A 12,874-nucleotide genomic window follows, 5' to 3' on the forward strand; every position below is an offset into this window, starting at 1 on the left:
GAGCGAGCTCGCTCCTACAAGGGGCGAGCCGCAATGGTCATGCTACTCCATAGGCCCGAAGGATGGCTTTTCAAAAAGGCTTGTCGAAGGTGATTTTCGGTTCTTTCCACGGCCCGTTGACGGTGTATTTCACACTGGCGAAACGGGCGACCCGGTCACCGATCAGCTTGTCGATCAGGAACAGCGCCCCACCGACCGCCGGTGCACCGACGATCAGTGCGGCGATCGGCAGGTTATTGGTCACCGGCAAGGTCACCAACAGTTTCGCATCGATCTGATCGGCCACCATGTTCAGGGTGCCGTCGAGTTCGATCGTGCTGGACGGCCCCGTCAGCCGGATCGGCTCACGGGTGACATACACTCCGTTCGTCCCAACCAGCAGCCCCTTGACCCGGTCATAACTCAGGCCTTTGCCGAACAGGTCGGAGAAGTCCAGGCGCAGGCGCCGGCCGATGGAGTTGAAGTTGAGTAAACCAAATACCCGCAGCGCCTGGGCACTGCCTTCAACCTCGACGAACTGGCCCTGATTGAGCGTCGCATCGAGCGAACCGGAGAAACGCTTGGTCGCTACCCAGGCCGGCGATCCGGGCCAGCGGCCATCGACATCCATATAAAAGTCCTTGCTGGTGACGCTCGGTGCATACCCCCAGTTCTTCAGCACATCGGCGAGGTTCTTGCCGCTGATGCGTCCCTTGTACCAGCTTGAGCTGGCGCCGGGCACGCCTTCCCAGCCACCGCTGCCCACCAACAGAATGCCCTTGAGGCCCAGGTCCAGCGAGTTGAACACGATGCCGTTGGCCGTCGGGCGAATTTTCAGCGACCAGCCGCCCACCAGATCCTGGCCCTGGAATAACTGATTGATGGTGATGTCCATCGCGGGGATTTTCGTCGGGTCTACCGACGCCAGCGGATCCGGTGAGTTTTCATCGGCCAGCACGGCCGGGTCCGGTGCGGGCAGGCGCACGGTTTGCAGATTGATCGTGATCGGCACCGCGTTCGTATCGGGCAGGTTGGCGTTGCCCTTGATCTGCTGGCTGTCGAGTTGCAGCGCCCAGGCGGAAGCCTTGCGCGTCAGCTGGATCGAGGCCTGATCGAGCGTGGTGCCGATACCGCTGAGCTTGCCCACCTTGAAGTCCGCACCGCTGAGCAATTGCCTGGCGCTGCCGCCAGGGTCCTGTCCGGCGTATTTATCCACCAGGTCCTTCCACGGGCCAACGTCCAGCTCCGACAGCACGCCTCGTACCCGCAGGCCTTTGGTGTCAGGCAATACCGCCTCGCCGCCACCGAGGGACAATTCCCCGCGACCGTCAGCGAAATTGCTGGCCGGGGCCGCGAACGTGAAGCTCGCCAGATCCCCGTAGTTGACCCAATAGCGCCGTTCGTCGCCCTGCAAGGTCATACGGAACTTCGTGTCGCGCCCGGTATCGGCGGTGATGCCGAACGGCGCAGGCAAGTCGACAGCCACGCCCTTGAGGCTGGAATTGACCAGCAACTGGCTGTCGGCGCCGTTCAAGGTCAGTTGCAGTTGATAAGGGATCACGCCACTCGCCGGCAGAGGCTGGGCCACCTTCAGCCAATCGGTCAGTTTCTTGACCTCGACCTGGCCCGACGCGGTCACCCGGGTATTGAGTTTACCCGGGCTGCCATCAGCAAAAATCTGTGCGGTAACCGGCTTGTCGAATGCCCTTGCGCTGATGTTCTGCCCGCTCAGGCCTTTGGCACTGTCGAAACGGAAGTCACCTTTGAGCTGGGTCAGTTCCAGTACAGGCTCGGCCAGTTTCAAACGTGCCTTGGCGGTCTTGAAATCGACGAGGATCTTCGGCTCCTCGCCTTTTGCCAGTGGAATGTCCAGGTTCAACTTGCCTTGCAGGTCTCCCTCGCCTTCCCAGCCGGCAAAGGTTGCCCCGGTGCCGATCGGCGCTTCCTGGAGTATTTTCAGGCCATCGCCCAAACCGCCGGCAAATCCGCCTTCGAGGAACAGATGAACGTTCTGCCCGGCAGGCACATGGGGAATGTTGACGTAAACATCGTTGACCTGGGTGTCGAGCAATTGGCCCTTGCTGGCCAGAATCCGCACACCGCTGTCTTCGACGAACACGTCGCCGCTGACCTTGCCGACATGGGGCCAGCCCGGCTGGAAGGCCAGTTCGGCATCGTGAACCTTGAAGTACAGGCTGATGCTGCGATCCACGTCTGCGGCACCGTGACTGAGCGAGCCTTGATACTGGAAGAAGCCTTGATCCACCGCGCCTTTGAGAATCGCGGTGCGCAGCCATTCATCCAGCGCCGGGCTGAGAACCGCCGGCAAGTACTTGGCGGTGTAGCGACCGTCACCGTCCACCAGGCCGACCCGCAGGTCCATGTAATCTTCCTGGGTGTGATCGAAATGCAGGCGAATCAGGAAGTCGCCAGCGATCTTGCCCTCCTCGCCCAGCACTTTCAGGTACGGCGCGATCAGGGTGAAACCTTCTTTATCGAGTTTCCAGGTCAGCCGCGCATTGGCCTGAATGTACTGCCAAGGCTTGGCGAAAATCGGGTCCAGGTGCAGCATGAAATCCTTGCTGTCCATGCGCAGTTCGCCGTGTCCCAGGTCACCGCTGATGCTGCCGCTGACATTTCGGGCCGCCGGCGCACCGTGATAGGCATCGAAGCCTACCTGGTCGAGGTTGGCGGCAAACCCGAACTTGCTGTCGTCGGTGGCATTCGGGCGCAAGTCGACCAGCACGTTACGCAATCCACCCGTGACTTTCAGCCGCTCGACGACCTTGGCAAAACCTTCCGGCAACGGCGCCAGGGCGTTGAGCAACGGCGTAAGCGGAGTGAGATCGACCCGGTCGGCTTGCAGGTGCCAGAGCTCTTCGGTTGTATTAGTGGCGGCGCTTTGCTTGAGCTGCAAATGCGTTTCCCAGCGGGTCTCGCCGAGGTTCATCGCCAGGGAATCCAGAGTCACTGACACGCCTTCGGCGCTGCGCTGGAAGTAACCATTGAGCGCCAGGTTATTGATCTGGATCGGCTTGCGCTCGGCGTAGGCGCCCTTGAGTTGTGGCGCGTTCAAGCGCACTGCTGCGCTTTGCAGGGTGCCTTTGCCCCAGGTCAGCCAAAGCTCGCCACCGGCCTTGATCTCGGAAAAACTCCACTCCTGGGTCACTCGCTCGGGCAACCACTTCGACCAGTCGCTTTGCGGCAGGCTCAGGTAGGCCTCGGCTTCACCGTCCTTCCATTGGCTGGCACGAATGCGGGTGCGCAGACTCATGGCCACCGGCTGGCCGTCGGGCAGGGTCAGGCGGGCGTCGAGTCGCTGCCGGGTAGCACCTGTTTTCAGATTCACGCCGACGTAAGTCAGAGTCAGCGGCGACTGGGCAAATGGCTGCAACGTTACCTGGCTGTCCAGCACCGACAGTTGCTGGATCATCTGCATGCGATCGAGCAGTTGTTCCGGATCAGTTGGCTGGTCCTGCTGCACCGGCAATCCTTCCAGCGCCCATTGACCGTCGTTGCCCTCCTTGACGCTGATCTTCAGGCCGCTGAGTTCCAGATGAGCGATGCGTACCTGACGGGCCAGCAGGCTGGCCCAAAGGTCCGGCACCGCACGCACCTGATCCAGGTGCAAGGCATTGGCGCCCTCGCCGACCGTCACATCGTGCGCCATCAATATGGGAGCGAATCCACTCCAGCTGCCTTCGAGCTCGCCGATCTGCAATGGCATGCCCAAGGTATCGCTGGCTTTGCTTTCGATGTCGGCACGGTACTCGGCGACTAACGGCGTCAGCTCCCGGCCAAGGCTGACGTAGAGCGCCATCAACACCAAAACCAACGCGCACAGGCCCAGACCCCAGCGGGTCAGTGCGGCCAAAATGCGTGTCAGACGGTCCATGTCAGATGGCCCCCATGGCAAAAAATTTGCAAAAAGCTGAGGCCAGCCATTCTTGAACAATCAAAACGATACGCTTCAGAGCAGCACCACGTCGTATTGTTCCTGGGAATACATGGTTTCGACCTGGAAGCGGATGGTGCGCCCGATAAACCCTTCCAGCTCGGCGACGTTGCCCGACTCTTCGTCGAGCAGGCGGTCCACCACTTTCTGGTTCGCCAATACACGATAGCCTTCCGCCTGATAGGCGCGAGCCTCACGCAGGATTTCGCGGAAGATTTCGTAGCAAACGGTTTCCGGGGTCTTGAGCTTGCCGCGTCCCTGACAGGCGTTGCACGGCTCGCACAACACTTGCTCAAGGCTTTCGCGGGTCCGCTTGCGGGTCATCTGCACCAGGCCCAGTTCGGTGATACCGATGATGTTGGTCTTGGCGTGATCGCGTTCCAATTGCTTTTCGAGCGTGCGCAACACCTGGCGCTGGTGTTCTTCATCTTCCATGTCGATGAAGTCGATGATGATGATTCCGCCGAGGTTACGCAGGCGCAATTGACGGGCGATGGCCGTCGCGGCTTCGAGGTTGGTCTTGAAGATGGTTTCTTCGAGGTTGCGATGGCCGACGAACGCCCCGGTGTTGACGTCGATGGTGCTCATGGCTTCCGCCGGATCGACCACCAGATAACCGCCGGACTTGAGCGGGACCTTGCGCTCGAGCGCCTTCTGGATTTCGTCTTCGACGCCATACAGGTCGAAAATCGGCCGCTCGCCCGGGTAATGCTCCAGACGGTCGGCAATCTCGGGCATCAATTCGGCGACGAATTGCGTGGTTTTCTGGAAGGTTTCCCGGGAGTCGATGCGGATCTTCTCGATTTTCGGGCTCACCAGATCACGCAGGGTGCGCAGCGCCAATCCGAGGTCTTCGTAGATAACGCTGGGCGCACTGATGGTCTTGATCTGGGCGCTGATCTGATCCCAGAGCCTGCGCAGGTAGCGGATGTCCATGAGGATTTCATCGGCGCCTGCGCCTTCGGCTGCCGTGCGCAGGATGAAACCGCCGGCCTCCTTGATACCTTCCTTGGCCACGCAATCAGTGACCACTTGCTTGAGGCGTTCGCGCTCGGCTTCGTCTTCGATCTTCAGGGAAATGCCGACATGTGCGGTGCGTGGCATGTACACCAGGTAACGCGAAGGGATCGACAACTGAGTGGTCAGGCGTGCGCCCTTGGAACCGATCGGGTCCTTGGTCACTTGCACCACCAGGCTCTGGCCTTCGTGCACCAGGGCACTGATGCTCTCGACCGCTGGGCCTTCGCGCAGGGAAATTTCCGACGCATGAATGAACGCGGCACGATCGAGGCCGATATCGACGAATGCCGCCTGCATCCCCGGCAATACCCGCACGACTTTGCCTTTATAGATGTTGCCGACGATCCCGCGCTTTTGCGTACGCTCGACGTGGACCTCTTGCAGGACACCGTTTTCGACCACCGCCACGCGCGACTCCATCGGCGTGATGTTGATCAGGATCTCTTCACTCATGGCAGGGTCTCGTTCAGGCATGTTCACGATAATGGCCGCATCTGTTCAGAACGTTGCTTGGTCTGCGTTCCGGGCTTGCCAACAGGGTATGCCGAAATGGCCGAGCAGTTCCGCGGTTTCGCAAAGCGGTAGTCCGACCACCGCTGAATAACTTCCATTGAGCCCGGCGACAAACACCGCACCCAGTCCTTGAATACCATAACCGCCCGCCTTGTCCCTTGGTTCGCTGCTGGCCCAATAGGCGGCGGCTTCTTCACGACTGATATCACGAAAGCGCACCCGACTGGTGACAACCCGGGACTCGCAACGTTCGCCATCGAGCACGGCAATCGCGGTCAGGACCTCATGCTCACACCCTGACAACATCATCAACGTGGTGCACGCATCCGCTTGATCAACCGGTTTGCCGAGAATCTTTCCGTCGAGCACCACGGCGGTATCGGCTCCGAGCACACAGAACGGGCCATCGGACACGACAGCGCTGCGCCCTGCTTCGGCTTTGCCGCGCGCCAGGCGCTCGACGTAGGCCGAAGGGGATTCTTGTGGTAAAGGGGTTTCATCGATGTCCGCACTGACGGCGGAGAATGGAACGCCGATCTGCGTGAGCAGTTCACGTCGACGCGGCGAACCAGAGGCGAGGTACAACCGTTTCATCAAGACCTCTCCCTGTCTAATGCCAGACCGAATCAATTGATTTTGTAGCGTCGACGCAATCCGCGCAAACCGAAACTGATCCAGGGCCAGAGCAATGCACTGACCAGTGCCGGCAGCACCAGCGCCAGCGTCGGCTGACGATTGCCGGTCAAGGCACTGAGCCATAGCTGTACAAGTTGGGCGAGGCCGAAGATCACCAGGATCACCAGGCTCTGCTGCCACATCGGGAACATCCGCAGGCGTTGTTGCAGCGCCAGTACGAGGTAGGTGATGAGCGTCAGGATCAATGCGTTCTGGCCCAACAAGGTGCCGTAGAGCACGTCTTCAGCCAGTCCCAGGCAAAACGCCGTTACCATCCCGACTGTCTGCGGCATGTTCAACGCCCAGAATGCCAGCAGCAAGGCCAGCCACAGCGGGCGCAGGATTTCCATGAATTGCGGCAGGGGCGAAACGCTCAGCAGCAGCCCGACGGCGAACGTCAGCCAGACTATCCAGCCGTTTCGGGATGCTTTTACACCGCCCATTATTCTCTCCCCACTGGAGTGGCCGGCGCGGCGACTGGCGGTTTGGCGGCAGGCTTCGCGGCAGCGGGTTTAGTCGCCGCAGGATGCGTGGCCGCAGGCTTGGCTGGCGTGGTGGCTGGCTTGGCTGGCGCAGTGGCCGCAGGCGCCGCCGTGGCAGGAGTCGCCGGTGCGGCGGCCGGCGCAGCGGGAGCTGCAGGGTTGACCAGTTTCGGAACTGTCGCCGGAATGATCGGACCACCGCCCTGTGCGTCCAGGTTTTCCTGGGCCTGGGCGGCGTCGTTGGCGCGCTCTTCGGCAGTACGATTGTCACTGAACACCAGCAGCAGGTAACGGCTGCGGTTCAAGGCGGCGGTCGGAATGGCGCGGACAATGGCAAACGGCTGGCCGGAATCGTGAATCACTTCCTTGACCGTCGCCACCGGGTAACCGGCCGGAAAACGTTGCCCGAGGCCGGAGCTGACGAGCAAGTCGCCTTCCTTGATGTCGGCGGTATCGGCCACATGACGCAACTCGAGACGCTCCGGGTTGCCGGTGCCGCTTGCAATCGCCCGCAAACCGTTACGGTTCACCTGCACCGGAATGCTATGGGTGGTATCGGTCAATAGCAGGACGCGAGAGGTGTAGGGCATCAACTCGACCACCTGGCCCATCAGGCCACGGGCATCGAGTACCGGCTGACCGAGGACCACGCCGTCGCGCTCGCCTTTATTGATGATGATGCGATGGGTGAAGGGGTTGGGGTCCATGCCGATCAACTCGGCCACTTCGACTTTCTCGTTGACCAGTGCCGAAGAGTTGAGCAACTCGCGCAGCCGAACGTTCTGCTCGGTCAGGGCGGCAAGTTTCTGCATGCGCCCCTGCAACAGCAGGTTTTCAGTCTTGAGTTTTTCGTTTTCGGCGACGAGTTCGGTCCGGCTGCCAAACTGACTGGCAACGCCTTCCCACAGTCGTCCGGGCAGGTCGGTGATCCAGTAGGCGTCCATCAGCACCAGCGACATCTGGCTGCGTGCAGGCTTGAGCAGACTGAAACGGGCGTCGACCACCATCAGCGCGACCGATAGCACGACCAGCACCAACAGGCGCACGCCCAGTGAAGGGCCCTTGGTGAAAAGCGGTTTAATAAGCCGCTCCTCCCAGGCAAATGTTCTGTTTATTCATACGGCGGCAATCCGGCCTGGATGCAGACTGACAGAAGATAAACGCGAACAGGCAGCACTGCAAAGTGCCGCCTGCGCGCTCAACAGCATAGAGGCGATCCGGCGACTTATTCGCTGGAAAGCAGGTCCATGGTGTGTTTATCCATCATTTCCAATGCACGGCCACCACCGCGAGCAACGCAGGTCAGCGGGTCTTCGGCAACGATCACCGGCAGACCGGTTTCCTGGGCCAGCAGCTTGTCCAGGTCACGCAGCAAGGCGCCACCACCGGTCAATACCAGGCCGCGCTCGGCGATGTCGGAAGCCAGTTCCGGAGGCGATTGCTCCAAGGCGCTTTTCACGGCCTGAACGATGGTTGCCAGGGACTCTTGCAGAGCTTCCAGCACTTCGTTGGAGTTCAGGGTGAATGCGCGTGGAACGCCTTCGGCCAGGTTGCGGCCACGAACGTCGACTTCGCGAACTTCGCCGCCCGGGTAGGCCGTACCGATTTCCTGCTTGATGCGCTCTGCAGTCGACTCACCGATCAGGCTGCCGTAGTTGCGACGCACATAGGTGATGATCGCTTCGTCGAAGCGGTCGCCGCCAACGCGGACGGATTCGGCGTAAACCACACCGTTCAGGGAGATCAGCGCGATTTCGGTGGTACCGCCACCGATATCCACGACCATCGAACCGCGGGCTTCTTCAACCGGCAGGCCGGCACCGATGGCAGCGGCCATTGGCTCTTCGATCAGGAATACTTCGCGGGCACCGGCACCGAGGGCCGATTCGCGGATGGCACGACGCTCAACCTGGGTGGATTTGCATGGAACACAGATCAACACGCGAGGGCTAGGCTGCAGGAAGCTGTTTTCGTGAACCTTGTTGATAAAGTACTGCAGCATTTTTTCGCACACGCTGAAGTCGGCGATAACGCCGTCCTTCATCGGACGAATGGCAGCGATGTTGCCCGGAGTACGGCCGAGCATGCGCTTGGCTTCGGTGCCGACAGCAACGACACTTTTCTGGTTACCGTGTGTCCGAATGGCCACAACGGAGGGCTCATTCAGGACGATACCGCGCTCGCGCACGTAAATAAGGGTGTTGGCAGTGCCCAGGTCAATGGAAAGATCGCTGGAAAACATGCCACGCAGTTTCTTGAACATGGGAAAGGGACCCTAGGCAACGCGTGGGTAAAAAAGTGCGGCAAACTCTAACAACGACAGGGATTTTGGGCAAGGCGCCAATATGTTAAATTGGCCGCTTTTCTGTGCACCAAGCCCCACAATCGCGGCCTTATGACCGTAGAAGTGCGGTAGTGTTCCGACAATCTAACACACGGACGCCGTCCGTTTTGTTTTCCACTGGAGAATCCCAATGGCGCTAGAACGCTCCGACGTGGAAAAAATCGCTCATCTGGCCTGCCTTGGCCTCAATGATGCCGATCTTCCACACATCACTTCGGCCCTCAACAGCATTCTCGGGCTGGTCGACGAAATGCAGGCGGTCGATACCGACGGTATCGAACCGCTGGCCCACCCGCTGGAAGCCAGCCAGCGCCTGCGCGCGGACGTCGTGACCGAGACCAATAACCGCGAGGCCTACCAGTCCATCGCACCAGCGGTCGAAAACGGCCTGTACCTGGTTCCGAAAGTCATCGACTAAAGGGAAAGAGCCTGCAATGCATCAATTGACTCTGGCCGAGATCGCCCGCGGACTCGCCGATAAAAAGTTTTCCTCCGAAGAGCTGACCAAAGTCCTGCTGGCGCGCATCGCCCAGCTCGATCCACAGCTCAACAGTTTCATCAGCCTCACCGAGGACCTGGCGCTCACGCAGGCGAAAGCCGCTGATGCACGCCGCGCCAATGGTGAGAGCGGCGCCCTGCTCGGCGCGCCGATCGCCCACAAGGACCTGTTCTGCACCCAGGGCATTCGCACCAGCTGCGGCTCGAAGATGCTCGACAACTTCAAGGCCCCGTACGACGCCACCGTCGTCGCCAAGCTGGCCGCTGCCGGCGCCGTGACCCTGGGCAAGACCAACATGGACGAATTCGCCATGGGTTCGGCCAACGAGTCGAGCTACTACGGCGCGGTGAAAAACCCGTGGAACCTGGAACACGTGCCTGGCGGTTCGTCCGGCGGTTCGGCTGCCGCAGTTGCCGCTCGTCTGTTGCCTGCAGCCACCGGTACCGACACCGGTGGTTCGATCCGCCAGCCAGCCGCATTGACCAACCTCACCGGCCTGAAACCGACGTACGGTCGCGTATCGCGCTGGGGCATGATCGCTTACGCCTCCAGCCTCGATCAGGGCGGCCCGTTGGCGCGCACTGCCGAAGACTGCGCAATTTTGTTGCAAGGTATGGCCGGCTTCGATCCGAATGACTCCACCAGCATCGACGAACCCGTGCCGGACTACAGCGCCAGCCTCAACGGTTCGCTGCAAGGCCTGCGTATCGGCGTGCCGAAGGAGTACTTCAGCGCCGGTCTCGATCCACGCATTGCCGACCTGGTCATGGCCAGCGTCGAAGAGCTGAAAAAGCTCGGCGCCGTGGTCAAGGAAATCAGCCTGCCGAACATGCAGCACGCGATTCCTGCGTACTACGTGATCGCCCCGGCGGAAGCCTCTTCCAACCTGTCGCGCTTCGACGGCGTGCGTTTCGGCTACCGTTGCGCAGACCCGAAAAACCTGGAAGACCTGTACAAGCGCTCCCGTGGCGAAGGTTTCGGGACAGAAGTGCAGCGTCGGATCATGGTCGGTGCCTACGCCCTGTCCGCCGGTTACTACGATGCCTACTACCTGAAGGCGCAGAAGATTCGTCGCCTGATCAAGAACGACTTCATGGCCGCTTTCAATGAGGTCGACATCATCCTCGGCCCAACCACGCCGAACCCGGCCTGGAAGCTTGGCGCCAAGAACAGCGACCCGGTCGCTGCGTACCTGGAAGACGTCTACACCATCACCGCCAACCTCGCGGGCCTGCCAGGCCTGTCGATGCCGGCCGGTTTCGTCGACGGTCTGCCGGTCGGCGTGCAACTGCTCGCCCCGTATTTCCAGGAAGGCCGCTTGCTCAACGTTGCGCACCAGTACCAGTTGAACACTGACTGGCACACCCGCACCCCAACCGGCTTCTGAGGAGACACACATGCAATGGGAAGTCGTGATCGGGCTGGAGATTCACACCCAGCTCACCACCCGGTCGAAAATCTTTTCCGGTAGTTCCACCACCTTCGGTTCCGAACCGAACACCCAGGCCAGCCTGGTAGACCTGGGCATGCCCGGCGTGCTGCCGGTGCTGAACCAGGAAGCGGTGCGCATGGCGGTGATGTTCGGTCTGGCGATTGACGCCGAGATCGGCCAGCACAACGTGTTCGCCCGTAAAAACTACTTCTACCCGGACCTGCCCAAGGGCTACCAGATCAGCCAGATGGAATTGCCGATCGTCGGCAAGGGCCACCTGGACATCGCCCTGGAAGACGGCACGGTCAAACGTGTCGGCATCACCCGGGCGCACCTGGAAGAAGACGCCGGCAAGAGCCTGCACGAAGAGTTCAGCGGCGCCAGCGGCATCGACCTGAACCGTGCCGGCACGCCGTTGCTGGAAATCGTCTCCGAGCCGGACATGCGCAGCGCCAAGGAAGCCGTGGCTTACGTCAAGGCGATCCACGCGCTGGTGCGTTACCTGGGCATCTGTGACGGCAACATGGCCGAAGGCTCGCTGCGTTGCGACTGCAACGTATCGATCCGTCCAAAGGGTCAGGTCGAGTTCGGCACGCGCTGCGAGATCAAGAACGTCAACTCGTTCCGTTTCATCGAGAAGGCGATCAACAGCGAAATCCAGCGTCAGATCGAATTGATCGAAGACGGCGGCAAAGTGATCCAGCAGACCCGTCTGTACGATCCGAACAAGGACGAGACCCGTCCGATGCGCAGCAAAGAGGAAGCCAACGACTACCGTTACTTCCCTGATCCGGACCTGCTGCCGGTGGTCATCGAGGACTCGTTCCTCAGCGACGTACGCGCCACGCTGCCCGAGTTGCCACCGCAGAAACGCGAACGCTTCCAGGAGCAGTTCGGTCTGTCGGTCTACGACGCCAGCGTGCTGGCCACCAGCCGCGAACAAGCCGATTACTTCGAGAAAGTCGCGAGCATCGGTGGCGACGCCAAACTGGCGGCGAACTGGGTGATGGTCGAGTTGGGCAGCCTGCTCAACAAGCAAGGCCTGGACATCGATCAATCGCCGGTTTCCGCCGAGCAACTGGGCGGCATGCTGCTGCGCATCAAGGACAACACCATCTCCGGCAAAATCGCCAAGGTGGTGTTCGAAGCGATGGCCAACGGCGAAGGCAGCGCGGACGAGATCATCGACAAGCGCGGCCTCAAGCAAGTGACCGACACCGGCGCCATCTCGGCGGTGCTGGACGAAATGCTCGCGGCCAACGCCGAGCAGGTCGAACAATACCGCGCGGCAGACGAAGCCAAGCGCGGCAAGATGTTCGGCTTCTTCGTCGGCCAGGCCATGAAAGCCTCCAAAGGCAAGGCCAACCCGCAACAAGTGAACGAATTGCTCAAAAGCAAGCTCGAAGGCTGATAGAAATGGAGCCAGATTTCAGGCCTGGCTCAAAACCTTGTAGGAGCGAGCTTGCTCGCGATGGAATGTCAGTTGGCATCGACGTGACTGACACACCATCGCGAGCAAGCTCGCTCCTGCAGTTATTTCGGGAAACCTTCGAATGAAACGTCTGCTCGGCGCCTGCGCCCTCCTCTCGCTCCTGGCCGGTTGCGCCAGCACCGACACCGTCGATCCGCATGGTTACGATAAAACCGGCGTGGCTTCGTACTACGGTGCCAAACACCAAGGCAAACGCACCGCCAATGGCGAGCGTTTCGACAAGAATTCCATGACTGCCGCCCATCGCCAGCTACCCTTCGGTACGCGGGTGAAGGTGACCAATCTCAATAACGACAAATCCTGCGTGGTGCGCATCAATGATCGTGGGCCGCACACCCGTGGCCGCCTGATCGACCTGTCCCACGAAGCCGCCGCACGCCTGGGCATGCTCAAAAGCGGCACAGCCCGGGTGCGGGTCCAGGCTCTCGACGACTGACCGATGGAGCCCCGACCATTTTCGGATTAGCCGATTTGCCCCTGATC

10 protein-coding genes are annotated in these 12,874 nt (G+C 60.7%); 4 read left to right on the forward strand and 6 right to left on the reverse strand.

Annotated elements, in window-relative coordinates; genetic code table 11:
• Positions 1 to 70 precede the first annotated feature (70 nt).
• The 6 genes from ACEN8Q_RS19240 to mreB all read right to left on the reverse strand — a co-directional run bounded on the left by ACEN8Q_RS19240 (position 71) and on the right by mreB (position 8,887).
• Entirely contained in the window at positions 71 to 3,874 is a 3,804-nt protein-coding gene (locus ACEN8Q_RS19240) for a YhdP family protein (RefSeq protein WP_413703584.1), read from the reverse strand.
• A 75-nt stretch (positions 3,875 to 3,949) separates the two neighbouring features.
• Entirely contained in the window at positions 3,950 to 5,407 is a 1,458-nt protein-coding gene (gene rng, locus ACEN8Q_RS19245) for a ribonuclease G (RefSeq protein WP_007970246.1), read from the reverse strand.
• 45 nt (positions 5,408 to 5,452) lie between these two features.
• On the reverse strand, positions 5,453 to 6,061 hold the full coding sequence (locus ACEN8Q_RS19250; RefSeq protein WP_413703585.1) for a Maf family protein: 609 nt from the start codon (positions 6,059 to 6,061) through the stop codon (positions 5,453 to 5,455).
• A 32-nt stretch (positions 6,062 to 6,093) separates the two neighbouring features.
• Positions 6,094 to 6,585: a rod shape-determining protein MreD gene (mreD, locus tag ACEN8Q_RS19255; protein ID WP_413428594.1), complete on the reverse strand. Its 492-nt coding sequence runs from the start codon at positions 6,583 to 6,585 to the stop codon at positions 6,094 to 6,096.
• Positions 6,585 to 7,706, reverse strand: a complete 1,122-nt coding sequence (gene mreC / locus ACEN8Q_RS19260; protein WP_413705508.1) for a rod shape-determining protein MreC — start codon at positions 7,704 to 7,706, stop codon at positions 6,585 to 6,587. Before mreC ends, mreD begins: the two co-directional genes overlap by 1 nt.
• 143 nt (positions 7,707 to 7,849) lie before the next feature.
• Positions 7,850 to 8,887 carry a rod shape-determining protein MreB gene (gene mreB, locus ACEN8Q_RS19265; RefSeq protein ID WP_002555108.1) on the reverse strand — a complete coding sequence of 346 codons (1,038 nt, stop codon included), beginning with the start codon at positions 8,885 to 8,887 and terminating at the stop codon, positions 7,850 to 7,852.
• Between the two features lie 211 nt (positions 8,888 to 9,098).
• Here mreB and gatC point away from each other — a divergent pair, with 211 nt between their 5' ends.
• The 4 genes from gatC to ACEN8Q_RS19285 all read left to right on the forward strand — a co-directional run bounded on the left by gatC (position 9,099) and on the right by ACEN8Q_RS19285 (position 12,827).
• Entirely contained in the window at positions 9,099 to 9,386 is a 288-nt protein-coding gene (gatC, locus tag ACEN8Q_RS19270; RefSeq protein WP_024011606.1) for an Asp-tRNA(Asn)/Glu-tRNA(Gln) amidotransferase subunit GatC, read from the forward strand.
• A 16-nt stretch (positions 9,387 to 9,402) separates the two neighbouring features.
• On the forward strand, positions 9,403 to 10,854 hold the full coding sequence (gatA, locus tag ACEN8Q_RS19275; RefSeq protein ID WP_057398872.1) for an Asp-tRNA(Asn)/Glu-tRNA(Gln) amidotransferase subunit GatA: 1,452 nt from the start codon (positions 9,403 to 9,405) through the stop codon (positions 10,852 to 10,854).
• A 10-nt stretch (positions 10,855 to 10,864) separates the two neighbouring features.
• Positions 10,865 to 12,310 (forward strand): Asp-tRNA(Asn)/Glu-tRNA(Gln) amidotransferase subunit GatB, encoded by a 1,446-nt coding sequence (gatB, locus tag ACEN8Q_RS19280; RefSeq protein ID WP_413426886.1) that lies wholly within the window; start codon positions 10,865 to 10,867, stop codon positions 12,308 to 12,310.
• 142 nt (positions 12,311 to 12,452) lie between these two features.
• A complete protein-coding gene (locus tag ACEN8Q_RS19285; RefSeq protein ID WP_057398870.1) occupies positions 12,453 to 12,827 on the forward strand; it encodes a septal ring lytic transglycosylase RlpA family protein in 375 nt (124 codons plus the stop codon).
• The last annotated feature ends 47 nt before the right edge of the window (positions 12,828 to 12,874 follow it).

Origin of the sequence: Pseudomonas sp. Pseusp16 (assembly GCF_047324915.1) — a bacterium.
GTDB classification, from domain to species: Bacteria; Pseudomonadota; Gammaproteobacteria; order Pseudomonadales; family Pseudomonadaceae; genus Aquipseudomonas; species Aquipseudomonas fluorescens_CD.